Origin of the sequence: Streptomyces anthophorae (assembly GCF_049310305.1) — a bacterium.
Lineage (GTDB): Bacteria > Actinomycetota > Actinomycetes > Streptomycetales > Streptomycetaceae > Streptomyces.
Window position 1 is genome coordinate 4,742,309 of the sequence record NZ_JBLWQQ010000001.1, and the last position, 25,296, is coordinate 4,767,604.

The following is a 25,296-nucleotide window of genomic DNA, read 5'->3' on the forward strand; positions in this document are numbered from 1 at the left end:
CGCGGAGTTATCGCGTATTGGCATCTATCCCGTGGGTCCCACCCGCCCCAGACTCTCACGCATGGACATGACACAACCCCCCACGGTCATCCGTCTGTTCGCCTGCGCCCTCGGCGCCGGCCTCACCGTCACCGCCCTCGCCGCGAGCCCGGCGGCCGCCCACCCGGCGCCCGTGTCCTCGTACGCGAGCTACGCCGGTTCCGCCGAGGAGGCCGCCGCCAACAAGGCGTTCTTCCAGGCCGTCCTGAAGTCCGTCGCCGAGAAGCGGGCCGCGAACCCCGGCGCCGAGTCCGTCACCGTCTCGTACGACGCCTCGCAGGCTCCCACCTTCCAGCAGCAGATAGCGAGCAGCGCGTCGATCTGGAACTCGTCGGTGTCGAACGTGAAGCTCCAGGCCTCCTCCGGAGGGGGCGACTTCTCGTACCGCGAGGGGAACGACTCGCGCGGTTCGTACGCGTCGACCGACGGGCACGGCAGCGGCTACGTCTTCCTGGACTACGCGCAGAACCAGGAGTACGACTCCACGCGCGTGACCACGCACGAGACGGGCCATGTCCTCGGCCTCCCCGATCACTACGAGGGGCCGTGCAGCGAGCTGATGTCGGGCGGCGGGCCCGGCCCTTCGTGCACCAACGCGAACCCGGACGCGAACGAGAAGGCCCAGGTGGAATCCCTGTGGGCCAACGGGTTCGCCAAGGCCCTGCACAAGGCTGAGGCCGCGCTCCGGTAGGCGGTCCGACGGTCGAGGCGCGCGGCCCGGCCCCCCACCTGCGACCTGACCGCAGCGGGCCGCCGCCTTCCGCACACACCGGGCCACCGTCCGCCTCCCCATGGACGGTGGCCCGGTGCGGTGCGGGCGGCTCAGCCGTGCAGCGTCAGGTCCACCAGGAGCGCCCGGTGGTCCGTGTCCGCGAGGCGGATGAAGCGGGACGCGTCCGCCGAGAAGTCGTCGGTCACCAGTACGTGGTCGATCTGCGTGCCCAGCGGGCCGGGCGCCGTCGACGGCCAGCTCGGCGTGCGGGCGTGGCCGGTGAGGCGGGCCGCGTCGCGCAGGCCTCCCGCGTCGAGGATCCGGCGGAACGCCGCGTGGTCCTGCGTCGCGTTGAAGTCCCCCGCGGTGATCCCGGGCCCTTCGGCGGCCCGCGCCGCGTCCGCGAGGCGGCCCAGTTCCGCCTTCCACACGCCCACCTGGTCGGTCAACGGCGGCATGGGGTGCGCCAGTTGGAGGCGGACCGCGTGACCCCGTACGTCCGCGACGGCGGCGGGCATGCCCATCGTCCCGGCCACCGTCGGCGCCGCCCTCAGCGGGAACCGGCTCAGGATCATCGAGCCCTCGGAGCCGTCCGCCGCCACGGCCTGCCGGTGCGGATAGCGGGTGCGCAGCGACTCCCGGTCCAGGGCGTCCCGGCAGGGCCGCCCGCACTCCTCGACGAACACGATGTCGGGGCGGTGCCGGGTGACCGTGTCGATCAGGGCGTTCGTGCCGCGGCTGAACTGGACGTTGGACGTGAGCACCCGGATGCCGGACACGGGGGCGCCGTCCGGCTCGCCGTCCTTCCCGTACGGCTCCATGTACCAGGCGAGCGCGCCCAGGACGACGACGCCCCAGACCATTCCCGTACGCCAGCGGGAGAGCAGCGCGAGGAGCAGCGCGGCGGCCGTGGGGGCGAGCAGCCAGGGGAGGAACGCCAGGAGCTGGGGGACGGGCGTCAGCGCGTCGCGGTCCGCGGCCCGGCAGCCGACCACCGCGCTGACCGCCGCGAGCAGCAGCGCCGCCGCCCACGCCCCCGCCCGGTTCACACGGCGGCGCCCGGCACCCCGCGGCTCGTACCGCGCGGCGTCGGGCGCCTCGTCCGTGATGTGCTGCTGCCTCTGGTCCAAGGCCCGGCCCCCGTCTCCGTACCGCTCTGTTCGGAGTTCTCCAGGTTAGCCGGGGTGCGTGCCCGTCAGGCCGGTTTGGTGGCCCCGGGGTTGGGGGCGCGGCCGTGGTCGGAGGCGAGCGCCCAGATGACGAAGACGCCGATGCCGATGGAGATGAGCGACCACACGGGCGCGTACGGCAGGAACAGGAAGTACTCGACGACGTAGAGCGCGGCGAAGCCGATGCCCGCGCCGCGTGCCCAGTCCTTCTCCTTGAGCACGCCCCAGCCGGTGACCGCGACGAGCGCGCCGATGACGAGGTGGATCCAGCCCCACGTGGTGAGGTCGAAGGCGTAGACGTAGTCGCCGATCCGGCTGTAGACGTCGTCCTTGGCGATGGCCGCGATCCCGTTGAGGACGCCGAGGCAGCCGCTGACCAGCATCAGGACGCCCGCGAACAGGGTGCCGCCGGCCGCCCAGTCGTTGCGGGGGCCCTCGCCGCGGGTGGGGTCAGGGTCGGGTGTGCGGTGGTCCTTGGACCAGGCGGTCGTCGACCCGGTTTCCGGTGGTGTGTTCGTCATGCGGGCGCCTCCTCGTGTCACCGGAATGCTCGCGCCGCGGCGCAGGGGAGGCATTCCGTGCGCGGCCGAACGGGTGGCTGCCGAGCCAGGCCGCGAGCGCCACCAGCACGCCCACGGCGACGATCACCCATGACGTGGTGCGCAGGGGCGAGGTCAGGGCGTCGTAGACGGAGGCGGTGGCCGCCTTGTTCGCGGCGTCGGAGATGTCTTCGAGCGTCAGCGCGCGGGCGAGCGGCAGCGCGATGAGCAGTGCGCCCGCGCTCAGGGCGGCGCCCAGGGCCGTCCAGGCGAGCGCGCGGCGACGGCGCGCGGCGAGCGCGAGACCGGCGACGGCGCACACCACGGCCGCCAACGGCAGCCACGGGCCCGCGAGTTGGAACGCGTGGAAGCCCTTGCGCAGCCCGGCCAGATCACCGGCGGACAGCAGGGTGACCTCGGTGTGGGCGACCGGGATCCGCTCGGCGAACGGCACGCCGTTCGCCTCCAGTTGCTGCTTGACCTGCCGGGTGACGGGGGCGAGGTCGAGGGTGACGGGGCCCGTGGTGCCCTCGTCGAGGGCCTGCTGCACGGCGTCGTGGGCGGCCCGGTTCGCGGTGTTCCAGGCGCCGCGGAAGGCATCGGTGTCCGTGAACGAGACGACCGCGTCGTGCAGATAGTCCTCGACGACCGATTCGAGCGCGCCCACGTCGAGGTTCTTGACGACCTCGGTGGTCACCGCGTCGGCGACCGCGTTCCGCACGTCCGCGTCGCCGGCCAGCGGTGCCATCGCCGACACGTACCGGTCGCTGTCGCCGATCTCGTACTTCGCCCAGGTGGAGAGCGTGCCGAGCGGGACGAGCAGACAGGCCAGGACGAGCAGCACCGTGGAGAGGGGGGCCAGCGCTTTTCGGGTCACCGTCCCAGGCAAGTCCCCGGCCGCGCGGGGCGCGAGCGCTCCGGTGGAGCACTGGGCCGAACGGGTGTTTCCTGGACGTGGGGGCGTGAAGATCTTGGGCTCACTCCGGGAGGCCGATCATGCGCCGAACCACTCCGGCCCTGGCTGCCGCCGGGCTTCTGGCGGGCGGTCTGCTCGCCGTCACCGCCGCGGCACCGGCCAGTGCGAACAGCGGGGACGTCGTCTGGGGGACGGTCGTCTCCGGGTCCGATCTCAATCTGCGCTCGGGTCCGAGCACCTCGGCGTCGGTCGTGTACCGGCTCGCGCCGGGCAGCCAGGACCGCATCGAGTGCGCCACCGACGGCTCGTCCGTGCACTCCACCACGACCTGGTACTGGTTCACGGGCGCCCGCGGCTGGGCCAGCGCCGCGTACGTCGACACCGGCGGCCGTGCGGTGCCGAGCTGCACGTCCGGGGCGCCGTCCGACGGGCCGCGGCACGATCACGGTCATGACCACGGCCCGAGCGGCTTCTACTACCGCGAGTACCGGGAGTTCGGCGTCACGTTCTAGGACGCCGGGCGGTACAGGCATCTAGAACACACGTTCTATACGGGCGCGTACTCGCTCGCCGAGTAGTAGCGGTAGTACGTGCCCACGAACGTGGACGCCCCGATGACCAGGCCGAGCATGATCGACCACAGGATCGCGGGGTCCGAGAGGCTGTGCAGGAAGCCGATCGCGATGCCGGCGAACGCGCCCCAGGCCGAGGCCCGCGCGAGGAAGTGCCGACCCGCCTGCCCCTTCGACCAGTGGTGGATGCCGAAGCAGAGCGCCGCCACGATGATGCCCGTGACGAAGCCGAGCGCGATGTTGCCTCCGGTGACCTCGCCGCCGAAGCGGTCGATGCTCGCCGCCCAGAATCCGTACGCGATGCCGGTCACGACGGGAATGACGACGGCCGCGCTCGTCGGCGAGATCGCCGCGCCGCCGGTACCGCCGCGTCCGGGTGCGGGTGCCGCATGCTGAGCCATGACGGGCTCCTTTCTGCCAGGCCCCCTCGGATGCCCCGAGTCTCGCGTCCTTCGTCTTCCATTGACCTCTCGTGGCCCGCCCTTCGCAACATGCGCGCGGTGCCGCACCGTGTTTCGCTGACCCCATGAACATCCTGCTCCTGGGCGCCACCGGCATGGTCGGCAGCCGTATCGCCGCCGAGGCACTGGGCCGCGGCCACAGCGTGACCGCCGTCAGCCGCTCCGGCGACGTGCCCGTCGCCGGAGTCACGGCCGCGGCGGCGGACGTCTCCGATGTGCAGCGGCTGACGGAACTCGCGGGCGGGCACGACGCCGTGGCCTCCGCCCTCGCGCCGCCGCGCGACGGATCCGACCCGGTCAAGCCGTTCCTGTCGCTCAATCAGGCGCTGGTCGCCGGGGTGCGCGGGTCCGGGGTCGCGCGGCTCGTGGTGGTCGGCGGCGCGGGCAGCCTGGAGGTCGCGCCCGGCGAGGCGCTCGTGGACCAGCCGGGATTCCCCGACGCGTACCGCGGCGAGGCGCTCGCGCACCGGGACGTGCTCGACTATCTGCGCACGGTCGACGACCTGGACTGGACGTACATCTCGCCCGCCGCGGAGATCGCACCGGGGGAGCGCACCGAGGAGTTCCGGATCGGCGGGGACCGGCTGATGCAGGACGCGGACGGCCAGAGCCGGATCAGCGCCGAGGACTACGCGCTGGCCTTCGTCGACGAGATCGAGCGCGACGCGCACTCCAGGAAGCGCATGTCGGTCGCGTACTGAGCGGGCGCCCCCCGAACGGCGGCGCCGGCGGGCTCCTTTTCCTTCCCCTTCGGCCGGTACTCGTACAGCTCGGCGTCCGCCTCGTTCTGATACGGCGCGCGCTCCGCGGTCCTGCGGATCACGGTGATCGCCGCGTCGTCGCTCGGCGGCCCGTACCGGTGCGCGCGCAGATCCTCCGCGAGGCGGCCGAGGAGCGCCTCGGGCGGCTCCTGCGCGGCGTCCGGCGACACCAGGCGCGGCAGCCGCTCGCGCACGGGGTAGAAGGTGCCGCCCGCGTCGCGGCACTCGGTCACACCGTCGGTGAAGAGGATCAGCGTGTCCCCGACCCCGAAGGGCAGCCGGGCCGTGCCCGGCGCCGCCGCGCCCAGCGTCCCCATGCCGAGGGGGAGCCCGGCCGGGAGCTCGGGGGTGCGCACACGGCCGTCCGCGGTGACGACCAGCGGCGGCTCGTGCCCGAAGTTGACGATGTCGACGGACTCGGGGGCCGTCGGCGGGAAGTGCAGCAGCAGGCCGGTGGAGAACGCGTCCGTGAGGCCCTCTTCGTCGGTGAGCCGGGTCCAGGCGCTGTAGCGCTGCATGGCGATCTCCAGGCGCCTGGCCACCTCCTCGATCCGCTCCTCGTGGTACGCCGCCTCCCGGAACGCGCCGAGCAGCCACGCCGATGCGGACACCGCGGGCAGGCCCTTTCCGCTGACGTCGCCGAGCACGGCGCGCACCCCGTACGGCGAGGGCTGGAAGTCGTACCAGTCGCCGCCGACCCGGGCCGCGCGGGCGGCGGGCTGGTAGTAGTCGGCGATGCGCAGGTCCTCGAAGCGCTCGGGCAGTCCGCGCATCACCGCGCGCTGCGTGGCCTCGGCGATGTCCGTGAGGGCCTGGACGCGGGCCCGCTGCTCCTCCCTGCGGCGTGCGATCAGCACGCCGAGCAGGCCGCCGGTGCCGATCATCAGCGGCCCGAGCACGGCCCAGCTGCCGCTGGTCGGCAGCGGCGCCACGGCCTGGAGCCCGATGTAGACGCAGATCAGCAGCCCGGTCACGACGGCCGTGACGGACACGGGGGCGAGCAGCGCCACCATGATCGGCACGAGGCCGAGCAGGGCGCGTGCCCGGAAGTCGGCGGGCGTCGCGACGTCGAGGGTGGTGATGATCAGCGCCATCACCGCGACGAGCAGCACCACGGCACGCCAGCCGCCCGTGGGGCGGGAGTCGGAAGGGACCGCGCCACGGATCGAGGAGTGGAAGCCGCTCGAGCCACGAGATGTCATCACGTCGAGAATGCGTGTCATTCGTCGTGCGGAGTAGGGACGAAGGTCCGTACGCGGGTGAGATCCGGGTCTCAGTGCACGGGGACGGTCACGAAGCGCGACGTCACGTGCAGGTCCGCCGCGATGCGCTCCGCGGCCGCGGTGAGCTCCGCCGCCCACGCGGCGTCGTCACCGCGCCCCTGGTGCGCGGTGACGTCGAGCGCGGACACCACGCGGCCCGCCCGGTCCCGCACCGGCACGGCGACGGAGCGCAGTCCGGCCTCGGGCCCGTCGGCCACGGCGAGCTCCCCGCCGTCCCGCAGCAGCAGCCCGGCGGCCGTGTCCGCGGCGGGCAGCCGGGAGCCGACGCCGATGTCGACGCTCATGACCCGGCGCGGCGTCACGCGTGCGGTGCACCGCACGGCCGCGCCGTCCGGCACCGACAGGCCGACGGATTCGCCGAGCCGCTTCGACAGGGCCGCGAGGTGCGGTGCGGCGATGCGGGGGAGCGTGGTGCGGGACAGGGGCGCGCAGCCGAGGGCGAGGACGCGGGGGGTGAGCGTGTACCTGCGGTGCTCGTGGGTGACGTAGCCGAGGTGTTCGTAGGTGATGAGGGCGCGGCGGGCCGTTGCACGGGCCAGGCCCGTGCGGGCGGCGACCTGGGCGAGGGTCAGTTCGGGGTGGGCGGCGTCGAAGGCCGTGAGCACGGTGAGGCCTCTGGCAAGCGACTGGATTGTTGCGGGTGACGTTTCCTCGGTCGCGGGGCTCTGCCCCGGACCCCGCTGCTCAATCGCCGCAGGGGCTTGATTTGCCAGCACCGATTCCATCGCTCGTACGGACTTGTCCAAGGCCTCGCGTACAGCCGTCGGCAGTTCCTCCGCCGTGTGGCGGCTCGTATGGCTCACCACGCTCAGTGCGCAGACCACGGAACCGTCGGGACCCTGTACGGGAACCGCCACCGCCACGAGCCCCGGCTCCACCAACTGGTCGTCCACCGCCAGCGGCAACCCGTCCCGGAACACCAACCCCGGCGCACACCCGCCCCCCGGCAGGGAGTCGCCCACCCGGAAGCTGATGGACAGGGCGCGCCTGCGCAGCACCTGGTGGACGAAGCGGATGTCGTCGCCGTCGGGGACCGCGAGGGAGACGGATTCGTCGAGTTCGTCGGCCAGTTCGTCGGCGAGGGGGCCGAGGAGGCCCGGCACCCGCAGCGCGTCCAGGCAGGCGTTGGCGACGGTCATCAGGGGCGGGGCGAGCGCGGCGTCGCGTCCGTCGAGGCGGACGAAGCCCAGGTGGGCGAGGGTCGCGCAGATCCGGTCGACCGTGGAGCGGGCCAGGCCCGTGGCCCGGGCGAGGTCGGCGAGGGCGAGCGTGCCGGGCGCGTTCCCCGCGTGCTCGGCGTCCGTGAGGCTCCGCAGCACGTCGAGGCCGCGCATCAGCGGGGCGACGGCCTCGGCGGGCGGCTGCGGGGTCAGGTTCGTGGACGGCAAGGTCGGCACGGTCGGCACTTCGAGCACGGGGCCACGGTAAGCGACCACGGCGACCGCATCGACGACACGGGCGACTATCGGCCGAGCAGTTCGATGATCCGGTCGAGGGTGGCGGGGGCCAGATGCCGGCGCAGCGCCTCGACCACATCGTCCGGGGTCCCCCGGCTGTCGATCTTGATTACGCCGTAATCGCGACCGCGCTTCTCCTTGCGGGCGGCCGGGACGGTCGCGGCGGCATCCGGCTCGCCGGGGAGCACCTGCTCCTCCTTCGGGAGGCGGGCGATCCGGCGGGCGTCCTCGATGGAGACGCGGCCGTCGGCGAGGGCCTCCTGGATGTCCTCGCGCAGCTTCATCAGGGACAGGCGCTGCGAGATGAAGCCCTGCGTCTTGCCGATCCGGGCGGCGACCTGGCGCTGCGAGTAGCCGTAGGAGGTGATCAGGCCCTGGATGGCCTGGGCCTGCTCCAGTTCCGTGAGGTCGTCGCGCTGCACGTTCTCGATCAGCGCGTCCTCGTCGGAACGCGTCGCATCGTCCCTGACCAGGACCGGAACCTCATCGAGGCCCGCCATCCTGGCCGCCGCGAGCCGCCGGTGGCCGTGCAGGACGACGTACGGGGCCTCGCCCACGGCCTCCTTGTGGTGCGGGCGCGCGGCGAGGAAGACGGCGGCGGAGACGACGCCGAGGGCCTGGAGGACGCCGCGTTCGCGGACCGTCTCGGCGAGCCCGTCGAGGTCGCGCAGCTCGTGGCGCGGGTTGTCCGGGTTCTCGGTGAGGTCGCCGATCGGGACGGTCAGCGGCTTCGTGTCGGGGCGTCTGCGCTGGGCGGGCGCCGCGGCCTGCTCCTCGGCGGCGGCCTTCTCGGAGGACAGGAGCGAGGACAGGTCGGTACGGCGCCCCATCAGCTGTTCACCTTCTTCTTCGCGGGCTTGGCAGTCTTGGCGGCCGCAGCGGTCTTGGCGGGCTTGGCGGCCGTGGCGGTCTTCGCGGCCGGCTTCGTACGGGAGGACTTCTTGCTGCGGGTCGGGGCCGGGATCGCCGCGAGGCCGACCTCCAGGGCGAGCCGGAAGAAGTCCTCGCGGGCCTGGAGCGCGACCCGGTTGGCGCCGTACTGCGTGACGACCAGGCCGTCCGCGCTGGCCCGCGTGTGCAGCTTGTAGTGGCGTACGACGGTGCGCGCGAGCGGCCAGTCCTGCGCCTCGACGAACTTGCGGGTCTGCACCAGGTCGGCCTTGCCGTCGCGCGGGTCCCAGTTGTTGATGACCACGCGGAAGGGCAGCCCGCGCGGCTTCACGACGCGCTCCACGGTGCGCTGCGTGGGCTGGAAGCCGAGCGGCTCCGGCTCGATGGGGACGATGACGTCGGTGGCGTTGGAGAGCACCGCGCGCAGGGCGTCGGCGGCCGCGCCCTTGCCGAGGGGGTCGTCGCCGTCGTCGTCGGCGAGGTCGAGCCAGCCCGGGGTGTCGACGAAGACGTGCTCGGCGGACGGGATCCGGGAGAGCGCGGCGAGCCCCGAGAGGTCGTCGTGGGCCTGCACGAAGTCGAAGGGGAGGCCGTCGCCGACCCGCTCCGACCACCACACGGCCGAGCCCTGCGGGTCGATGGAGACGGCGACGACGGGCGGGCGTTCGGCGTCGGGGGCGCCCGCGCCGAGCACGTCGGCGGTGACGGCCGCGAGGTTCACGGCGAGCGTGGACTTTCCCACGCCGCCCTTCTGATTGAGGATCACGTGTACGTGTGCCACGAAAGCTCCCTAACTCCCTGAACCGGACCATCCGGTGCATTTGGGGCGGTTGTTCGTGGTCACTCTGGCAGTGCGGGCGCCGCGGGGCGGGGTGCACACGCCGGGGAGCGCAGGCCGCGCAGCAGCAGGGGCGTCGCGAGCAGCAGCACTCCGGCGAGCGCGAGCGCCCCGCGCGTACCGATCAGTGCCGCGAACGCGCCCCACGTCAGCGTCAGTACGGCCGTGACGGCGCGCTGGGTGACCGTCCACGCGGACAGCACCCGGGCCACCCGGTCGTCGTCCGTCAGGCGCAGCCGCTCGGCCGCCATGACCGGGCCGAAGACGGCGGAGCACGTGATGAGGCCGAACTCCACGAGGATCACCACGAGCATCCCCGCGAGACCGGGCCCCACGAACGCGAGCCCGATCGGCCAGCACGCCCGGGCCGCCCCGCTCACCAGGAGCACCCGCCGCTCCCCGTACCGCCGCACCAGCGGCCCGGTGAGCCGGGAGCCGGCGAGACCGCCCAGGCACGGGACCCCGAAGACCAGGCCGTACTGCCAGGGGGCGAGGCCCAGGTCGTCGAGGAGCAGCACCGCCATGAGCGGGGAGCCCACCATGATCAGGGCGTTCACCAGGCTGCTGTTGAGGAACAGGGCGCGCAGCCGCGGCTGCCGCCACACGTGGCGCCAGCCCTCGGCGATGTCGGCCGCGCCGAACCCGCCGCCGTTCGGGCTGCTCGCGGGCCGCGGCTCGGGGGCGCGGACGGCGCGCACGCCGGCCGCCGACAGGACGTAGCTCGCCGCGTCCACCAGGACCGTCGTGAGCGGCCCGAACGCGCCGATGAGCGCGCCGCCGAGCGGCGGCCCGACGGCCGTGGCGGTCCACTGCGTCGCCTCGAAGCGGGCGTTGGCGGGCAGCAGGCCCTCGGCGGGCACGAGCGCCTTGAGGTGGGCGCCGCTCGCCGCCCGGAACACGATGTCGGCGGCGGCCACCACCACGGAGACCAGGACGAGTTGCGTGAAGGTGAGCGCGTCGAGGGCGTACGCGGCGGGCAGCGTGAGCAGGGCCGCGCAGCGCACCAGGTCCGCGAGGATCATCACCGGCCGCTTGCGCCGGAACTCGATCCACGGCCCGAGCGGCACCGCGAGCAGCGCGCCCATCGCGAGCCCGGCGGCCGCCAGGAACGAGACCTGCGCGGCGCCGCTGTCCAGCGCGAGGACGGCGACCAGCTGGAACGCGTCGAGCGCGAGCCACGAACCCGCGGTGCTCACCGCGAAGGCGGCCCACAGCCACCCGAAATCCCGTCCGAGCCGCATGTCGCGCCCTCCCGTCTCCGCCCTCCGACCAGGAGATACAAGCCCCGGACGGCGCGCCGCGGCAAACAACCGGCACCCGCAGTCGCACAACCAATGGTTGTATGGACCGCGTGCACCCCGTGGACCTCCAGAACGTACGCACCTTCGTCGCCGTCGCCGACGAGGGCCAGATCCAGATCGCCGCCGCCGAGCTCGGCATCACCCAGCAGGCCGCCTCCAAGCGCGTCGCCGCCCTGGAGCGGGAGCTCGGCGCACGCCTGTTCACCCGCACCCCGCGCGGCGCCCGGCTCACCCTCGACGGCGAGACCTTCCTGCCGCACGCCCGGGAGCTGCTCGCCGCCGCCGAGCGGGCCGCCGACTCCGTGCGCGGCGGCGGTCGCCCGCTGCGCGTGGACGTGCTCGGCGCCAACGTGATCACCAACGGGGTCGTACAGGACTTCCACCAGGCCCACCCGCACCTCCCGCTCGACGTCGTCGCCCTCGGCCACGGCGGTCCCGCCGCGCTCGCGTCCGTACGGGAAGGGGGCGTCGACGCCGCGTTCTGGACGCGCGCGGTGCCCGAGGACCGGCTGCCGCGCGAGGTGCGCAGCGCCCGTGTCATCGACGAGCCGGCCATCCTCGTCACCGGCGCGGCGCACCCTCTCGCGGACCGGGCCGAGGTCACGCCCGCCGAGCTGGCCGGGCACCGGATCTGGATGCCCGGCATGGCCAAGGGCAGCGAATGGGCCGCGTACTACGAGGAGTTGGAGCGCGCCTTCGGTCTCACCATCGACGTCGGCGGCACCACGTTCGGCGGCGGCCACCTGCTGCGGACGGTCGCGGCGGCGGACGACGTGGCGACCATCATGGGCACCCGCACCCCGCTCACCCGCCCCGCCGACATCGAGCTGCGCTTCGTCCCGGTACGCCGTCCGACGCCGCGCTACCCGCTGTCGCTGCTGTGGCGGGCCGACAACCGGCACCCCGGTCTCGCGGCGCTGCGTACCTATCTGACGGACCGGTACGAGCGTCAGGAGGACGGCGGCCCGGACGACTTCTGGATGCCCCACTGGGCGCGGTGAGCCGCGGCGGTAGCCCACACGGCTGGCCACCACATGCGTGAGGCGGAGAAGGCCCGCAGGCTCGGATCATGCGCATCCGTACACCGCTCGTCGCCGCCACCGTCGCCAGTCTGCTGCTCCTGACCGCTTGTGGGGACGACAGCAAGCCGGACCCCATGCGGAAGGACCAGTGGGCCCTCGACGCGATGAAACTGCCGGCCGCCTGGGACACGTCGAAGGGCGACGACACGGTGATCGCCGTCGTCGACTCCGGCGTCGCCACCGACCACCCCGACCTCAAGGGCAGGCTCGTCGACGGCACCGACTTCGTCGACGGCGACGACGACCCCAAGGACCTCAACGGCCACGGCACCCACGTCTCCGGCATCGCCGCCGCCCACACCGACAACGGCGTCGGCGTCGCGGGCGGCGCCCCGGGCGCCAAGATCATGCCGGTACGCGTACTCGGGGCGAACGGCTCCGGCTCCAACGGCAACATCACCAAGGGCATCGTCTGGGCCGCCGACCACGGCGCCGACGTCATCAATCTCTCGCTCGGCGAGGGCGTCCTGATGACGAAGCTGCTCCAGGGCGGCATCCTCAACCAGGCCATCCAGCACGCCCACGACAAGGGCGCGGTGGTCGTCGCCGCGGCGGGCAACGACGGCGCGGACACCCAGCCGTACAAGGTGCGGACGCCGGTGCTGGTCGTCGGCGCGAGCACCGAGAAGGGCACGGCGGCCGACTTCTCCAACTTCGGCGCGGAGCAGGCGGTCTCGGCCCCCGGCGAGGACATCCTCTCGACGCTGCCGACGTACAAGACGAAGGAGACCCTGAAGGACACGTCCGGCTACGGAAAGCTCTCCGGCACGTCGATGGCGGCGCCCTACGTCTCCGCGCTCGCGGCGCTCCTGCACCACCAGGGGCTCGACCCCGACGAGATCATCTCCACGATCCGGGACACGGCCGTCAACCCGAAGAAGAACGCCAAGCTCGGCCTCGGCATCGTGGACGCGGAGGCGGCGGTGAAGAAGGCGGACAAGGACTCGTGATCAGTCGGAGTCGGTCTTGCCCGTGCTCTCGTCCTGGCCGGTTTCGTCCTGGCCGTTCCCGTTCCCGGTCCCGTTGCGCCGGCGCATCTGGCGCATCCGGAACACCGCGGCCAGGACGATGAGCCCGACGCCCGCCGCCACCACGGCGATCGCCCCGGACGACACCGACGTCACGTCGACCTCGAAGGTCATCTCCTCGCCCCACGGCTTGCCGTCGCTCGTCGTGTAGAGCTGGGCCGTCAGGTGCGCCTTGCCGTTGGCCTTCGCGGTGACGTCGATCTGGGAGGTGTGGCTCGCCGAGCCCTCGGCCGACACCGCGATCTTGTCGTCGTTGACCTTGAGGCGCTCGGAGTCGCTGGACGTGACGCGCAGTTCGAGCCCGGAGACCTCCTGCTGCAACGCGTTGTCGACCGTGACCGGGATCGAGGCGTCGCCCGACGTGACGGTGACCGTGGTCTTCGGCACCAGGCGCAGCGACTTCACCGACGTCGACAGGAAGTCCGTCGTACGGTCCTGGAACGTCCGCTGCGCCGTGTCGTCGGCCCCCTCGGCCCGCCAGGCCGTGGCCAGGGCGCGGGCCATCGCCGCGTGCACGGACGCCGTGGTGTCCTTCGGGTCCGCGAGCACCTTGCTGAGCGTCGCGAGCCGGTCCAGATCGCCCGCGGCGTCGGTCAGCTGGTCCCGGCTCAACTCGCTGTCGCGCAGCCGCGAGGGGTACGCGGACGGGGACCCGGCCCGCCCCTTCACCGGGTCGTCGTCGGCCGCGCGCAGGTCCTGGAGGTCCAGCCAGCCGTCCTCGGTGCCTGCGTCGACGGCGGCACCGAGCGCGTCCGCGGCCGTGCCCGACAGATTGCGGGGCGGTACGAGGACCGGGCGGGCGTTCGCCTTCAGGAGCGCGGTGATGTGCTCGACGGTGGCCTTGCCCGCGGTGTCGGGGCTCGCGGAGATGCTCGGACTCGGGCTCGGGGACGCCGTGGAGTCGTCGGCCGAGGGCGAGGGCGAAGGTGATGCGGAAGGGGTGGGGTCGGGCGCCCGGTCCTTGATGCGGCCGAGCGCGGTCGTGAGGTCGGCCTCGTAGGGCAGCGCCGTCATCGCGTCGTCGCCGCTGCCCAGGGTCACCGGTTCGGCGTCCGCGGGCGTGAGCCCCTGACCCGAGGCAAGGACCCGCGTCACGCCCAGTTTCGCGCCGAGCGCGGTCACGTCGGAGTCGAGCGCGCCGTCGGCGGGCCAGCCGAGTCCGGAGCGGGTCCTGGTGTCGAGGATCCGGTCGACCCGCTTCTTCGCGTCGGCCGCGAGCCCGGACACGACCTCCGTGAGGTCGTCGGTGTCGGTGCCGGGGTGGTGGGCGAGCGAGGCGAGGTCCGTGTCGGCGTACGGGAGGAGCCAGACCTCGCGGCCCTCGACGGCCTCCCGCAGCGCGCTGAGCCAGGTACGGGCCGCGCCCTGCCCCGTGCCCTCGGTGGTGTCCTGCGGGCTGGCCGATTCGCTGTCCTTCGCGACGCGGTAGCCGGTGGACATCTCCTGCGCGGCGATCACCACGTCCGGGTCGAGCACCCAGCTGACGTCGCGGCCCTTGCCCGCCTCGACGACCTCGCGCAGCCGGCCGCCGGGGGCGAACAGGCCGGCGAGCGAGTCGTCGTCGAAGACGGGCTTCGCGTTCGCACCGGAGCCGAGGGCGGCCGCCGTCATGTGCGGGGTCGCGGTCACCGGCCAGACGACGGCGGTCGGCGCGGGGTCCTCCGCGGCGGATGCCTCCGGCGTCGTACCGGGGAGGGCCGAGGCCCCGACCACCATGGCGGTCAGGGCCCAGGCCCGTGCCGTCCCGTATCCCGCCATGTCGTCCTGCCTCCCGCTGGTGCCGATCGCTCTGAGGTAACACGGTGGCCGCGGTGGTACGGGGGACCGGGCGTGTGCGCGGCGCGTCGCTCACGCCTCGGGGCTCCGCCCCGGGCCCCGCTGCTCAATCGCCGCAGGGGCTTAAACGGCCCCACCGGTGTCGCCCGATAGAGTGCGGCCTCGACGTTGACGTTCTTGACGCCCCCCACCTGAGGTAATCGGCCGTGACTCCCCCCGACCCCGCCATACCGGCCGTGACCGTCGTCGGAATCGGCGCGGACGGCTGGCCGGGCCTGCCGGAGGTGTCCCGCGAGGTCCTTCGCGCCGCGGACGCGGTCATCGGCGGGCCCCGCCAACTCGACCTGCTCCCGCCGGAGTGCCCCGGCGAACGAATCCCTTGGCCCTCCCCGCTGCGTCCCGCCGTACCCGGCCTCCTGGCGCGCCACGCGGGACGCCGCGTCGCCGTCCTGGCCAGCGGCGACCCGATGTTCTACGGCGTCGGCCGCACGCTCGTCGAAACCGTCGGCGCCGACGCGCTGCACGTCCTGCCGCACCCGTCCTCCGTGTCGTACGCCTGCGCGCGCCTCGGGTGGCCCGTCGAGGAGACCGAGGTGGTCACGCTGGTGGGCCGCCCGGCCGACCGGCTCGCCGCCGCGCTGCACCACGGCCGCCGCGTCCTCGTCCTCTCCGCGGGCGCGGACACCCCCGCCGAGGTCGCGAAGCTGCTGACGGACCGGGACTTCGGGCCGAGCCGCCTCACGGTCCTCGAACGCCTCGGCGCCGAGGAGGAGGCCTCGTACGAGGGGGTGGCCGAGGACTGGACGCACGCGGCAGGCGACCCGTTGAACGTGATCGCCGTCGACTGCCGCCGCGCCCCCGACGCCCTGCGCCTCGGCGCCGCGCCGGGCCTGCCCGACGCCGCCTATGAGAACGACGGCCAGCTCACCAAGCGCCACGTGCGCGCCGCGACCCTCGCCGCGCTCGCGCCCGCGCCCGGGGAACTCCTGTGGGACATCGGCGGCGGTTCGGGCTCGATCGGCATCGAGTGGATGCGCACGCACCCGACCTGCCGCGCGTACGCCGTGGAACGGGACGCGGAGCGCGCGGCCCGCATCGAACGGAACGCGGCGCGGCTCGGGGTCCCGGGCCTGGCCGTCGTCACCGGCCCGGCACCCGGGGCGCTGGCCGAACTCCCGCCCCCCGACGCCGTGTTCATCGGCGGCGGCCTCACGGCCCCCGGCCTGCTCGACGCCTGCTGGGACGCGCTCGCGCCGGGCGGCCGCCTGGTGGCCAACACGGTCACCCTCGAATCCGAGGCGCTGCTCGCCGCCCGGTACCGGAGCCACGGCGGCGAGCTGGTGAGGCTGTCCGTCGCGCAGGCGGTGCCGGTCGGCGGCTTCACGGGGTGGCGGCAGGCGATGCCGGTCACGCAATGGTCCGTAACGAAGACAGGGGTTGGACAGGCATGACGGTCTATTTCATCGGGGCGGGCCCCGGCGCCGCCGACCTGATCACGGTCCGCGGCGCGCGCACGCTCGCGGACTGCCAGGTGTGCCTGTACGCGGGTTCGCTGGTCCCGGCCGAACTCCTCGCCGAATGCCCGCCGGACGCGAAGCTGATCGACACGGCCAACCTCGATCTCGACGCCATCGAGCGGGAGTTCGTCGCGGCGCACGAGGCCGGGCACGACGTGGCCCGCCTGCACTCCGGCGACCCGTCGGTGTTCTCCGCCGTGGCGGAGCAGATGCGGCGCCTGGACGCGCTCGGCATTCCGTACGAGATGGTGCCCGGGGTCCCGGCGTTCGCGGCGGCGGCAGCGGCGCTGAAGCGCGAACTGACGGTGCCCACGGTCGGCCAGACGGTCATCCTGACCCGTATCGCCCAGCAGGCCACGCCGATGCCTCCCGGCGAGGACCTGGCGACGCTCGGCGCGAGCGGGGCGCTGCTCGTCCTGCACCTGGGCGCGCGGTACGTGGACCGGATCGTCGACGACCTGCTCCCGCACTACGGCGCGGACTGCCCGGCGGCGGTCGTCGCCTACGCCAGCCGTGAGAACGAACTGGTCCTGCGCGGCACCCTCGCCGACATCGCGGACCAGGTGAAGGGTGCGGGCGTGCTGCGCACGGCCGTCATCATCGTGGGCCGCACACTGGGCGCCTCCCAGTTCCGCGACAGCCACCTGTACTCGACGGAGCGCGACCGAGACTGTTCGCAGGCGTAGCCAGAGGCGCAGGGGGCGTTCAAAACCGGTCAAGATTGCCAACGGGCCGTTTGGTGGAGGAATTCCCTCCGCTGTGCGATACATGGCTCTTTAGTCCGTTTCGCGAAGAGGGCGCGTGTCCGGCGCTCTCCCGGAATTGGTCTGGACCGACGTCGTTGACGTGCCCTTTCACGTGCGCGACGGCTTCGCCGGGGTGACCGCCGTGCGCCGGACAGCCGGTTTCTGGCCACGGGGAAAGTGGATCTCGCTACCGGGGTGCCGGGGGAGTTAGGTTTCGGGCCGAGCCGTGGCGGTCGAAGCGATTCGATGCGGTCGGACGTACCCAACTTCCCTTTTCAGCGGGGCAGTTGGAGACCGGGCCGCGACCGCTGTCGGCTGCTCGTTTCGTGCTTTCCAGACACCCTGAAAGGAAGTCCATGCGCCTCAGAAATCTGGCCGTCGCCTCGGCGGTCGCCCTGGCCGGCGTCGGCACGGCCCTCAGCACGTCCGGTACGGCCATGGCGGCGGAGTCCTGCACCAGCGGCTACGCCTGCCTGTACTACAACAGCAACTACTCCGGCGCCTTCTACCGGCAGTACTTCAACATCGCCAACTACTCGGGCTACTACTTCAGCGCGAGTGCCGCGGGCAGTGCGGGTGCCGGTCTCCCGGTCAAGAACAACACCGCCTCCGTTGACAACTGGGACTTCTACAACGGAATCCGCATCTACTACAACAGCAACTACTCGGGTGTGTCCCAGTCGATCGCGGCCGGTGGTGCGGCGAACCTGAACACGTCGCTGAAGAACGAGAACGCGTCGGGCAAGTTCTACTAGGCCGACCGCTCCTGGCGGGCTGAGCGAGCCGCGCCCGTTCGAGCAAGAGGTGCGCTGCCCAATGCAGCTGGGCAGCGCACCTCCGCGGCCGGAATTCTAGCGAGTCCCCTCTTCGCCGAACCTCAAACAGGTCAAGGACGTTCACCATCATGCGCACCAGCGGCTTCCGCCTTCCCCTGGCCCTGCTCGGAGCGACGGTCGCCGTCGCGGTGCTGGCCGGATGCAGTGACGACGCGGACGGATCGGCGAACGCGTCGTCCGAGGGCGGTACGGGCATTCCCAAGGTCTCCTCCGTGCCGAAGCTGACCTCGGTCACGGACAAGTCGCTGCCTATCGACGCGTATCTGATGAGCGACGACCAGCTCGACAAGATGCAGCAGGCCGAGTTCACGCTGCGCGAGAGGTGCATGGAGCGTTTCGGCATCGCGTACCGGGTGCCCGCGGCGGAGCAGGCGTTCCGGCCGAAGAGCCGTACGCAGTTCCGGTACGGCGTGACGGACGCCGACGCCGTCGCCACCCACGGGTACAAGCCGGTCGGTTCGGGGAAGACGGCGCGGCGGACCAAGCCGCAGGAGCTGAGCCGGACGGCCAACATGGTGCTGACCGGCACCGACGACCCGAACGTGAAGCCCGGGTCCACCGCCGCGAAGGGCGGCCAGGACTACCAGGGCAAGAAGGTCCCCGCCGGTGGCTGCATCGGGGAGGCGCGGGCGAAGCTCGGCGCTTCCGGGGAGCAGTCCTACGGCGGCGACGCGACCGCCACCAAGGTCAACACCAACAGCTGGGCCAAGTCCTACGAGGACGAACGCGTCCGCGCCGCCTTCGCGAAGTGGTCGGCCTGCATGAAGAAGCAGGGCTACACCTACGCCGACCCGATGAAGGCCGGGGACGACCCCCAGTGGCAGAAGGCCGCCGTCGCCACTGCCAAGGAGCGCCGGGTCGCGTCGGCGGACGTCGCCTGCAAGGTCAAGTACAACGTCGTCGGGACCTGGTACACCGTCGAGGTCGCCTACCAGAACCAGATGATCGAGCAGAACGCGCAGGCCCTCGCCGAGGCGAAGAAGGCCAAGGAGAAGCAGCTCAAGCTGATGGCCGAGGTCTCGTAACGCCGGGGCGCTCCCGGAGCGTCAAGCAGTCGAAGAGATGGCTCGGTCTGGAGAGGTGCCGTGTCCCAACCAGTAGATCAGGCACGCCCGTTGACCTCCGAGGAACCCCTCGCAGCCGCCGACCGGGGTCTGTCGCGGAAGCGGAAGTGGGTGGCGGTCGTGGCCGCGGCGGCGGTGCTGCTGACCGGGGCCGGGATCGCGGCCTCGTTCGTCGTGAAGTCCCCCGCGCAGGCCGCGGCGGACGCGAAGGCGCCGCCCGAGGCCGTACTGACCGCCCCGGTCGAGAAGCGGGTGCTGAAGGACTCGGTGATCCTGCGGGGCACGGTGGTGGCCGGACAGACCGTCGACGTGGCACCGGCCGGCGGCGGCACGGAGGGCACGACCGGTTCCGTGGTCACCAAGGCGCCCAGGCCGGTGGGCACCCGGATCCAGGCGGGGCAGGTGCTGACCGAGATATCCGGCCGCCCGGTGTTCGCCCTCAAGGGCAAGGTGCCCGTCTACCGCGACCTCAAGCCGGGCTCCAAGGGCGCCGACGTCGCCCAACTCCAGCGCGCGCTCGCGGGGTTGGGGCACGCGACCGGGCGGGACGCCTCGGGGACGTTCGGGGCGGGGACCAAGAGCGCCCTCGCCGCGTTCTACGCGTCGATCGGCTACAGCCCGGTGTCCGCGCAGAGCGACGGCGCCGCGACGGTGCAGGCCGCGCAGGACGCCGTCACCACGGCCGACCGCGCATGGGAGGACGCCAAGGACGCCCGGGACAAGCACGCCGACGACGAGACGCGCAAGGCCGTGGACCGGGCCGCGGAGGATCTCGAGCTGGCGCGCGGCAGGCTGGAGCGCGCGCAGGTGGCGGCGGGGCCGATGCTGCCCGCCTCGGAGGTCGTGTATCTGTCCGGCTTCCCCGCCCGCGTCGACAGCGTGAACGCGGTGCTCGGCTCGACGGCCACCGGCAAGGTGATGACGGTCTCCGCGGGCCGCCTCGCCGTCGACGGCTACCTCCAGGAGTCCCAGAAGGGCCTGGTCAGGGCCGGGCAGAAGGTGGAGATCCGCTCGGAGGCGACGGGGTTCACGACGACCGCCTCGGTCCGCTCGGTGGCGGACACCATGGCCGCAGCCCAGGACGGCGGGGCGGCACAGGGGGCAAGCGGGACCGAGGCCGGTTCCGGCGAAGGCGCCGGTGCCGGATCGGGTTCGGGCTCCGGCGGCGACGGCGCGGCGCAGGGCTATCTGATGGTGGTCGCCCCGGACAAGGCGCTGCCCGGCGACACGGTGGGGCAGGACGTCCGGCTGACCGTCGAGGCGGCGTCCACGAAGGGCGAGGCGCTGGTGGTGCCGGTGACGGCGGTCTCCTCGGCCGGCGACGGCAGCACCGTCGTGACGGTACGTCAAAAAGGCGGTGGGCAGCGCCGGGTGGAGGTGCGCACGGGAACGTCGGGGGACGGGTTCGTGGCGGTGACCCCGGCCGCCGGCGAACGGCTCGCCGAGGGCGACGAGGTGGTCACGGGAGTGAAGTCGGCCGCCACCGGGGCCGGGCGATGACGCCCGCCGGGCGGGCGGACGCCCCCGTCATCGAGTTCCGTCAGGTGGGTCTCACCTACCCGGGCCCGCCACCCGTACCGGCCTTCAGGCCCTGCGACATCCGTATCGAGGAGGGCGAGTTCGTCACGGTGATCGGCCCGTCCGGCTCCGGGAAGTCGACCTTCCTGAACATCGTGGGACTGCTCGACGCCCCCACCGAGGGCACGTACCTGCTCGACGGCATCGACATCGGCACGCTCAGGGACGGCGACCGCACCGCGCTGCGCGGCCGCCGCATCGGGTTCGTCTTCCAGTCCTTCCATCTGCTGCCGCACCGCAGCGCGTCCGAGAACGTCCTGCTCGCCATGGTCTACAACGGCACGCCGCGCGCCGAGCGCGCGGACCGCGCCCGGGACGCCCTGGAGCGGGTCGGCCTCGGCCACCGCGTCGACTCCCTGCCCACCCGGCTGTCCGGAGGCGAGCGCCAGCGCGTCGCGATCGCCCGCGCCCTGGTCTCCCGCCCCTCGCTGCTGCTCTGCGACGAGCCGACCGGCAACCTCGACAGCAAGAACGCGGAATCGGTCCTCGGCCTCCTCGAAGAGCTGCACGGGGCGGGGATGACGGTCCTGGTGATCACCCACGACCCCACCGTCGCCGCGCGCGGCGCACGCACCGTCGCCATCCGCGACGGGATCCTCCACGAGCAGGTGGCCGCGACGTGAACCACCGCAGACGCCGCGGGCCCTCCGTACGGTGGCCGTGGCGCCGCTTCGGCGGGCGCCGCGCGCCGGGCCCCGTCGCCCCCTCCGTCCTCTCCCCGCGCGACCTGCTGGGCGAGTCCGTCGCCGGCATGTTGCAGCGGCCCGCCCGTTCGGCGCTCACCGCGCTCGGCACGGTCCTCGGGGTGGGCACCTTCGTGGCGATCCTCGGTCTCACCGCCACCACGTCCTCCCAGATCGACGAGCGCTTCAACATCCTGAGCGCGACCGAGGTCGACATCGAGGACATCGGCATCGACCAGAACGAGTTCGTCCGCCTCGCGTTCCCGCGCGACTCCGACGCCCGGGTCGAGCGGCTGCCCGGCGTCGAACACGCGGGTGTCTACTGGACGGTCGACACCCGCGGCACCGACGCGACGATCCGCTCCTCGCCGGTGGGCGACGCCGCGTCGGGTGAGCGCGCGGACATCGTCGCCGCCTCGCCCGGCGTCATCGAGGCGGCGGTCCCGCACGTGGCGCAGGGCCGGGTGTACGACGCCTACGCGGAGCGCACGGCGCAGCCCGTCGTCATGATCGGGGCCGGGATGGCCTCGCGGCTCGGGATCACGACGCTGGAGACGAACCCCGCGATCTTCATCGGGGACCAGCCGTTCACCGTCGTGGGGATCATCGACGACGTGAAGCGCAAGGCCGATCTGCTGCTGTCGGTCGTGGTCCCCCGTTCCACCGCGGTGAAGCTGTGGGGCGAACCCGGCGCGGGCGGCGCGAAGATGCTCATCTCCACGAAGATCGGCGCGGCGCGGCAGGTGGCGAAGGTGGCGCCGACGGCGCTGCGCCCCGACCACCCCGAGTACTTCAAGGCCGAGCCGCCGCCCGACCCCAGGACACTGCGCTCCCATGTGACCTCGGACCTTCAGCAGCTCTTCCTCCTGCTCGCCGCGATCTGCCTGGTCATCGGAGCGGTGGGGATCGCCAACACCACCCTGGTCGCCGTCCTCGAACGGACCGGTGAGATCGGGCTGCGCCGGGCGCTCGGTGCGCGGGGCGGCCACATCACGCTCCAATTCCTCGCGGAATCGGGGGCGTTGGGCGCCCTCGGCGGGCTGATCGGCACCAGCCTCGGCACCCTGACGGTGGTGGGCGTCGCCGTCGCGCGCGACTGGACGCCCGTGGTCCATCCGACGACGGTGGCGGCGGCCCCCGTCATCGGTCTGGTCACCGGCCTCGTGGCCGGTCTCTACCCGGCGTGGCGGGCCTCCCGCATCCAGCCGGCGGAGGCGCTGCGCCGATAGTCCGGGCGGGCGCGTAACGCGGCGGCGGGCCCGCGGCGTCATGACTGATGTGGGAGCGGACGCGCTGTCGGGAGAGGGAGACCCATGGGTGGATCAGCTCGTAGGGATGCGGAGATCGAGTCCTTCATGCGAGCCGTGAGCCCGCGCCTCTTCCGGTCCGCCTTTCTCGTCTGCGGCGACTGGCATCTGGCCGAGGACCTGGTGCAGACCACTCTGGGCAAGGTCTTCGTGTCCTGGGGGAGGGTCCGCAAGGCGGACAGTCCACAGGCGTACGTGCGCACGATGCTGATGCGCACCTACCTCTCGCATGTCCGGCTGCATCGGACGTACGAGAAGCCCGTGGACCGGCTGCCGGACAACCCGTCCGCCTCCCACGACCCCGCCCTGCGGATCGCCCTGGCCGGGGCCCTGGCGCAGCTGACGCCGAAGGACCGGGCCGTGGTCGTGCTGCGCTACTGGGAGGACCGCAGCGTCGCCCAGGCGGCCGCGGACCTGGGGATGAGCGCGGGCAGCGTGCGGATCCGCAGCATGCGCGCGCTGGCGCAGCTCCGCGCGTCGCTGGGCGGCGAGTACGACGCTCTCGTCAGTCACTGATCGCTGATCACTGAGGGGAAGGGACCGATCGGCCATGAACTCGCCGATGAACTCACCCATGGACTCACCCATGAACGGGGAAGAGCAGGAGTTCGCGCCTCGCGTGGGGCAGCTCCTTGAGACGTACGGCCGTGAACTCCCGCTTCCTGGAACCGACTTGGTGGCGGGCGGCCTGGCCAGGGGGCGACGGATGCGGCGGCGCAGGCGGGCCCTGTGGGCCTCCGCGGGCCTCACCCTCGCGGCGGGGCTGACCACGGGGGCGCTGACGGGCGTGATCCTGCCGGGCGGCGGTGACGGCACGTCCGTGGCCCGGGGCCCCGACACGGTCGTCACCCTCCCCGACTTCTCGCCGGCCGCCGCGCGGGTCTCCGCGCCCGCCGGAAAGGAGGCCCTCACCGGGAAGGCGTCCGTGGCCGTCCTCACGTCGCTGCTTCCCGGCGCCCCGGCCACCGGCGGCTACCAGTGGTGGGACGGTCCGGCGGGCGGGAAGCGGGCGGCGAACGCGGGCGGGCGGCTGCTCGTCACCGGCGAAGGCGGCCGCTCGGAGGTGACGGTGAGCGTGGAGGGCGGCTTCCAGCTCGCCACGGCCGACGCGCTGAGCAAGGACGCCGCGCGCGAGAACGCGGAAGGCGGGAACGGGAACGGCAAGCAGGACAAGAGCGGCACCACCGCTCCGGACAAGTCGGCGGCCGCGAAGGAAGCGTCGGGAAAGTCGGGGGAGGGCGCCTCGGGGAAGGGCAAGGCGCTCCGCCCGGTCACCAAGGCGCAGCTCCAGACCTTCTACTCCTGCGAGGCCCGCCGGGAGAGCGGGGTGCGGCAGACCTCCTGCGACGCGCGCAACCTCGCGGACGGCTCCGTGCGGATCACTTACGAGGAAAGGTCCGGGAAGCTGGTGCGGCGCACCAGCGACGTACTCCGCAAGGACGGCACCCGCGTCGTCGTCACCGCTTCCAACAGCACGGACGGCAAGCACGGCCCGGCGGTCGTGGCGGCCCCGCCGCTCAGCGCCGCGCAGGTGGCGGCCGTCGCCACGAGCGCGAAGTGGCAGCCGTGGGTGGACCCGTCCGTGAACGAGGACGCTCAGAGCCTGTCGTGACCGGCGACGGCGCTGCGCCCCACCACGTTCCCCGCCCGGTCGATGCAGATGACGTCCACCGCGACCGGGGCGCCGCGCAGCACCGCGAGGGCCTCGTCGCGGGCCGTGTCGGCGACGAGGTCGCCCAGCGGGACGCCCGCCGCCGTGCACAGGTGGAGTGCCGCGAGACCGGTGTTGGCCTCGGAGATCTCCTGGGCGAGCGCCTCCGACGCCCCGCCCCTGCGCGCCAGGTCCGCCAGGAACCCCTTGTCGACCTGTGACCGCCCCGAGTGCAGATCCAGGTGGCCCGCCGCCAGCTTGGACAGCTTGGCGAAGCCGCCGCAGATGGTCAGCCGGTCGACCGGGTGGCGGCGGATGTACTTCAGGACGGCCCCCGCGAAGTCGCCCATGTCGAGCAACGCGTCCTCCGGCAGGGCGTGTTCGCGGACGACCGTCTTCTCGGACGTCGAGCCGGTGCAGCCCGCGACATGCGTACGGCCCGCGGCGCGCGCCACGTCCACGCCCCGGCGGATCGAGTCGATCCACGCCGAGCACGAGTAGGGCACCACGATCCCCGTCGTGCCGAGCACCGACAGCCCGCCGAGGATCCCGAGCCGCGGGTTCCAGGTCGAGCGGGCGATCTCCTCGCCGTGGTCGATGGAGAGGGTGACCTCCACGTCACCGGGGGCGCCGTGCGCGGCCGCGACCTCCGCGAGGTGCGTGCGGATCATCTCGCGGGGGACGGGGTTGACGGCGGGTTCGCCGACCGGCAGCGGAAGTCCGGGCCGGGTGACCGTGCCGACGCCGGGGCCCGCCTTGAACACCACTCCCTCGCCGGGTGGGAGGCGTCGCACCGTGGACCGTACGAGCGCGCCGTGCGTGACGTCCGGGTCGTCGCCCGCGTCCTTGACCACGCCCGCCGTCGCCGAGTCCCCGTCGTGGGACTCGACCGCCAGGGCGAACGACGGCGTCTGGCCCTTCGGCAGGGTGATCGTCACCGGGTCGGGGAACTCGCCGGTCAGCAGCGCCGTGTACGCGGCCGTGGTCGCGGCGGTCGCGCAGGCGCCGGTCGTCCAGCCGGGTCGCAGACCGGTGTGCTTGAGTTGGGCACCGCGCCCACCCTTCGCCTCTGTCTCACCGCTCATGGAG

General features: G+C 73.0%; 25 protein-coding genes. 14 read left to right on the forward strand and 11 right to left on the reverse strand.

What is annotated here, in order from left to right; all coding sequences use genetic code 11:
* Nucleotides 1–67 precede the first annotated feature (67 nt).
* Nucleotides 68–730 (forward strand): snapalysin, encoded by a 663-nt coding sequence (snpA, locus tag ACNYS0_RS21620; protein ID WP_422475957.1) that lies wholly within the window; start codon nucleotides 68–70, stop codon nucleotides 728–730.
* Nucleotides 731–861: 131 nt separating this feature from the next.
* Here the strand turns inward: snpA and ACNYS0_RS21625 are convergent, their stop codons facing one another.
* From ACNYS0_RS21625 to ACNYS0_RS21635, 3 genes are all read right to left on the reverse strand, one after another.
* Entirely contained in the window at nucleotides 862–1,860 is a 999-nt protein-coding gene (locus ACNYS0_RS21625; RefSeq protein WP_422482747.1) for an endonuclease/exonuclease/phosphatase family protein, read from the reverse strand.
* 86 nt (nucleotides 1,861–1,946) lie between these two features.
* Nucleotides 1,947–2,441 carry a DUF7144 family membrane protein gene (locus ACNYS0_RS21630; RefSeq protein ID WP_422475959.1) on the reverse strand — a complete coding sequence of 165 codons (495 nt, stop codon included), beginning with the start codon at nucleotides 2,439–2,441 and terminating at the stop codon, nucleotides 1,947–1,949.
* The gene (locus ACNYS0_RS21635; RefSeq protein WP_422475960.1) at nucleotides 2,371–3,336 is read right to left on the reverse strand and encodes a hypothetical protein; all 966 of its coding nucleotides are present in this window, start codon (nucleotides 3,334–3,336) and stop codon (nucleotides 2,371–2,373) included. The genes ACNYS0_RS21630 and ACNYS0_RS21635 overlap by 71 nt, the downstream gene beginning before the upstream one ends.
* A gap of 119 nt (nucleotides 3,337–3,455) precedes the next feature.
* Here ACNYS0_RS21635 and ACNYS0_RS21640 point away from each other — a divergent pair, with 119 nt between their 5' ends.
* Nucleotides 3,456–3,887, forward strand: coding sequence for an SH3 domain-containing protein (locus tag ACNYS0_RS21640; protein WP_422475962.1), 432 nt, complete (start codon nucleotides 3,456–3,458; stop codon nucleotides 3,885–3,887).
* Nucleotides 3,888–3,922: 35 nt separating this feature from the next.
* Here the strand turns inward: ACNYS0_RS21640 and ACNYS0_RS21645 are convergent, their stop codons facing one another.
* Nucleotides 3,923–4,348, reverse strand: coding sequence for a hypothetical protein (locus ACNYS0_RS21645; RefSeq protein WP_422475964.1), 426 nt, complete (start codon nucleotides 4,346–4,348; stop codon nucleotides 3,923–3,925).
* 125 nt (nucleotides 4,349–4,473) lie between these two features.
* Here ACNYS0_RS21645 and ACNYS0_RS21650 point away from each other — a divergent pair, with 125 nt between their 5' ends.
* A complete protein-coding gene (locus ACNYS0_RS21650) occupies nucleotides 4,474–5,109 on the forward strand; it encodes an NAD(P)-dependent oxidoreductase (protein WP_422475966.1) in 636 nt (211 codons plus the stop codon).
* Here ACNYS0_RS21650 and ACNYS0_RS21655 read toward each other — a convergent pair.
* The 5 genes from ACNYS0_RS21655 to ACNYS0_RS21675 all read right to left on the reverse strand — a co-directional run bounded on the left by ACNYS0_RS21655 (nucleotide 5,037) and on the right by ACNYS0_RS21675 (nucleotide 10,879).
* Nucleotides 5,037–6,371, reverse strand: coding sequence for a PP2C family protein-serine/threonine phosphatase (locus tag ACNYS0_RS21655; protein ID WP_422475968.1), 1,335 nt, complete (start codon nucleotides 6,369–6,371; stop codon nucleotides 5,037–5,039). The genes ACNYS0_RS21650 and ACNYS0_RS21655 overlap by 73 nt on opposite strands.
* 71 nt (nucleotides 6,372–6,442) lie before the next feature.
* Nucleotides 6,443–7,786, reverse strand: coding sequence for a helix-turn-helix domain-containing protein (locus tag ACNYS0_RS21660; protein WP_422482748.1), 1,344 nt, complete (start codon nucleotides 7,784–7,786; stop codon nucleotides 6,443–6,445).
* Nucleotides 7,787–7,914: 128 nt separating this feature from the next.
* Entirely contained in the window at nucleotides 7,915–8,739 is an 825-nt protein-coding gene (locus ACNYS0_RS21665; RefSeq protein WP_422475970.1) for a ParB/RepB/Spo0J family partition protein, read from the reverse strand.
* The gene (locus ACNYS0_RS21670) at nucleotides 8,739–9,581 is read right to left on the reverse strand and encodes a nucleotide-binding protein (RefSeq protein ID WP_422475972.1); all 843 of its coding nucleotides are present in this window, start codon (nucleotides 9,579–9,581) and stop codon (nucleotides 8,739–8,741) included. Before ACNYS0_RS21670 ends, ACNYS0_RS21665 begins: the two co-directional genes overlap by 1 nt.
* A gap of 59 nt (nucleotides 9,582–9,640) precedes the next feature.
* Nucleotides 9,641–10,879: an MFS transporter gene (locus ACNYS0_RS21675; RefSeq protein ID WP_422475974.1), complete on the reverse strand. Its 1,239-nt coding sequence runs from the start codon at nucleotides 10,877–10,879 to the stop codon at nucleotides 9,641–9,643.
* Nucleotides 10,880–10,980: 101 nt separating this feature from the next.
* Between ACNYS0_RS21675 and ACNYS0_RS21680 the strand changes: the two genes are divergently transcribed.
* Together ACNYS0_RS21680 and ACNYS0_RS21685 are read left to right on the forward strand one after the other, a co-directional pair.
* On the forward strand, nucleotides 10,981–11,940 hold the full coding sequence (locus ACNYS0_RS21680) for a LysR family transcriptional regulator (protein WP_422475976.1): 960 nt from the start codon (nucleotides 10,981–10,983) through the stop codon (nucleotides 11,938–11,940).
* A 68-nt stretch (nucleotides 11,941–12,008) separates the two neighbouring features.
* The gene (locus tag ACNYS0_RS21685) at nucleotides 12,009–12,971 is read left to right on the forward strand and encodes a S8 family peptidase (RefSeq protein WP_422475978.1); all 963 of its coding nucleotides are present in this window, start codon (nucleotides 12,009–12,011) and stop codon (nucleotides 12,969–12,971) included.
* Here the strand turns inward: ACNYS0_RS21685 and ACNYS0_RS21690 are convergent, their stop codons facing one another.
* Complete coding sequence (locus ACNYS0_RS21690; protein ID WP_422475980.1) at nucleotides 12,972–14,807, reverse strand: DUF6049 family protein; 1,836 nt, start codon at nucleotides 14,805–14,807, stop codon at nucleotides 12,972–12,974.
* Nucleotides 14,808–15,031: 224 nt separating this feature from the next.
* Here ACNYS0_RS21690 and cbiE point away from each other — a divergent pair, with 224 nt between their 5' ends.
* The 9 genes from cbiE to ACNYS0_RS21735 all read left to right on the forward strand — a co-directional run bounded on the left by cbiE (nucleotide 15,032) and on the right by ACNYS0_RS21735 (nucleotide 24,168).
* Nucleotides 15,032–16,276 carry a precorrin-6y C5,15-methyltransferase (decarboxylating) subunit CbiE gene (gene cbiE, locus ACNYS0_RS21695; RefSeq protein WP_422475982.1) on the forward strand — a complete coding sequence of 415 codons (1,245 nt, stop codon included), beginning with the start codon at nucleotides 15,032–15,034 and terminating at the stop codon, nucleotides 16,274–16,276.
* Nucleotides 16,273–17,028: a precorrin-4 C(11)-methyltransferase gene (gene cobM, locus ACNYS0_RS21700; protein WP_422475984.1), complete on the forward strand. Its 756-nt coding sequence runs from the start codon at nucleotides 16,273–16,275 to the stop codon at nucleotides 17,026–17,028. The genes cbiE and cobM overlap by 4 nt, the downstream gene beginning before the upstream one ends.
* A 416-nt stretch (nucleotides 17,029–17,444) precedes the next feature.
* A complete protein-coding gene (locus tag ACNYS0_RS21705) occupies nucleotides 17,445–17,843 on the forward strand; it encodes a hypothetical protein (protein ID WP_422475986.1) in 399 nt (132 codons plus the stop codon).
* 149 nt (nucleotides 17,844–17,992) lie between these two features.
* The gene (locus ACNYS0_RS21710) at nucleotides 17,993–18,949 is read left to right on the forward strand and encodes a hypothetical protein (RefSeq protein WP_422475988.1); all 957 of its coding nucleotides are present in this window, start codon (nucleotides 17,993–17,995) and stop codon (nucleotides 18,947–18,949) included.
* 60 nt (nucleotides 18,950–19,009) lie between these two features.
* Nucleotides 19,010–20,488 (forward strand): peptidoglycan-binding protein, encoded by a 1,479-nt coding sequence (locus ACNYS0_RS21715; protein ID WP_422475990.1) that lies wholly within the window; start codon nucleotides 19,010–19,012, stop codon nucleotides 20,486–20,488.
* Nucleotides 20,485–21,189, forward strand: coding sequence for an ABC transporter ATP-binding protein (locus tag ACNYS0_RS21720; protein ID WP_422475992.1), 705 nt, complete (start codon nucleotides 20,485–20,487; stop codon nucleotides 21,187–21,189). Before ACNYS0_RS21715 ends, ACNYS0_RS21720 begins: the two co-directional genes overlap by 4 nt.
* Nucleotides 21,186–22,478 (forward strand): ABC transporter permease, encoded by a 1,293-nt coding sequence (locus ACNYS0_RS21725; protein ID WP_422475994.1) that lies wholly within the window; start codon nucleotides 21,186–21,188, stop codon nucleotides 22,476–22,478. The genes ACNYS0_RS21720 and ACNYS0_RS21725 overlap by 4 nt, the downstream gene beginning before the upstream one ends.
* A gap of 84 nt (nucleotides 22,479–22,562) precedes the next feature.
* On the forward strand, nucleotides 22,563–23,072 hold the full coding sequence (locus tag ACNYS0_RS21730; protein ID WP_422475996.1) for a SigE family RNA polymerase sigma factor: 510 nt from the start codon (nucleotides 22,563–22,565) through the stop codon (nucleotides 23,070–23,072).
* Between the two features lie 70 nt (nucleotides 23,073–23,142).
* Nucleotides 23,143–24,168, forward strand: a complete 1,026-nt coding sequence (locus tag ACNYS0_RS21735; protein WP_422475998.1) for a hypothetical protein — start codon at nucleotides 23,143–23,145, stop codon at nucleotides 24,166–24,168.
* Here ACNYS0_RS21735 and ACNYS0_RS21740 read toward each other — a convergent pair.
* Nucleotides 24,153–25,292 (reverse strand): cobalt-precorrin-5B (C(1))-methyltransferase, encoded by a 1,140-nt coding sequence (locus ACNYS0_RS21740; protein WP_422476000.1) that lies wholly within the window; start codon nucleotides 25,290–25,292, stop codon nucleotides 24,153–24,155. The two genes, ACNYS0_RS21735 and ACNYS0_RS21740, sit on opposite strands and share 16 nt — an antisense overlap.
* Nucleotides 25,293–25,296 lie beyond the last annotated feature (4 nt).

Bases quoted from the DNA above. Each gene is read 5' to 3' on its own strand.
- snpA (WP_422475957.1), top strand. From the start codon at position 68: ATGACACAACCCCCCACGGTCATCCGTCTGTTCGCCTGCGCCCTCGGC.
- ACNYS0_RS21630 (WP_422475959.1), bottom strand. From the start codon at position 2,441: ATGACGAACACACCACCGGAAACCGGGTCGACGACCGCCTGGTCCAAG.
- ACNYS0_RS21640 (WP_422475962.1), top strand. From the start codon at position 3,456: ATGCGCCGAACCACTCCGGCCCTGGCTGCCGCCGGGCTTCTGGCGGGC.
- ACNYS0_RS21645 (WP_422475964.1), bottom strand. From the start codon at position 4,348: ATGGCTCAGCATGCGGCACCCGCACCCGGACGCGGCGGTACCGGCGGC.
- ACNYS0_RS21650 (WP_422475966.1), top strand. From the start codon at position 4,474: ATGAACATCCTGCTCCTGGGCGCCACCGGCATGGTCGGCAGCCGTATC.
- ACNYS0_RS21655 (WP_422475968.1), bottom strand. From the start codon at position 6,371: ATGACATCTCGTGGCTCGAGCGGCTTCCACTCCTCGATCCGTGGCGCG.
- ACNYS0_RS21660 (WP_422482748.1), bottom strand. From the start codon at position 7,786: ATGCGCGGCCTCGACGTGCTGCGGAGCCTCACGGACGCCGAGCACGCG.
- ACNYS0_RS21665 (WP_422475970.1), bottom strand. From the start codon at position 8,739: ATGGGGCGCCGTACCGACCTGTCCTCGCTCCTGTCCTCCGAGAAGGCC.
- ACNYS0_RS21675 (WP_422475974.1), bottom strand. From the start codon at position 10,879: ATGCGGCTCGGACGGGATTTCGGGTGGCTGTGGGCCGCCTTCGCGGTG.
- ACNYS0_RS21680 (WP_422475976.1), top strand. From the start codon at position 10,981: ATGGACCGCGTGCACCCCGTGGACCTCCAGAACGTACGCACCTTCGTC.
- ACNYS0_RS21685 (WP_422475978.1), top strand. From the start codon at position 12,009: ATGCGCATCCGTACACCGCTCGTCGCCGCCACCGTCGCCAGTCTGCTG.
- ACNYS0_RS21690 (WP_422475980.1), bottom strand. From the start codon at position 14,807: ATGGCGGGATACGGGACGGCACGGGCCTGGGCCCTGACCGCCATGGTG.
- cobM (WP_422475984.1), top strand. From the start codon at position 16,273: ATGACGGTCTATTTCATCGGGGCGGGCCCCGGCGCCGCCGACCTGATC.
- ACNYS0_RS21705 (WP_422475986.1), top strand. From the start codon at position 17,445: ATGCGCCTCAGAAATCTGGCCGTCGCCTCGGCGGTCGCCCTGGCCGGC.
- ACNYS0_RS21710 (WP_422475988.1), top strand. From the start codon at position 17,993: ATGCGCACCAGCGGCTTCCGCCTTCCCCTGGCCCTGCTCGGAGCGACG.
- ACNYS0_RS21720 (WP_422475992.1), top strand. From the start codon at position 20,485: ATGACGCCCGCCGGGCGGGCGGACGCCCCCGTCATCGAGTTCCGTCAG.
- ACNYS0_RS21730 (WP_422475996.1), top strand. From the start codon at position 22,563: ATGGGTGGATCAGCTCGTAGGGATGCGGAGATCGAGTCCTTCATGCGA.
- ACNYS0_RS21735 (WP_422475998.1), top strand. From the start codon at position 23,143: ATGAACGGGGAAGAGCAGGAGTTCGCGCCTCGCGTGGGGCAGCTCCTT.
- ACNYS0_RS21740 (WP_422476000.1), bottom strand. From the start codon at position 25,292: ATGAGCGGTGAGACAGAGGCGAAGGGTGGGCGCGGTGCCCAACTCAAG.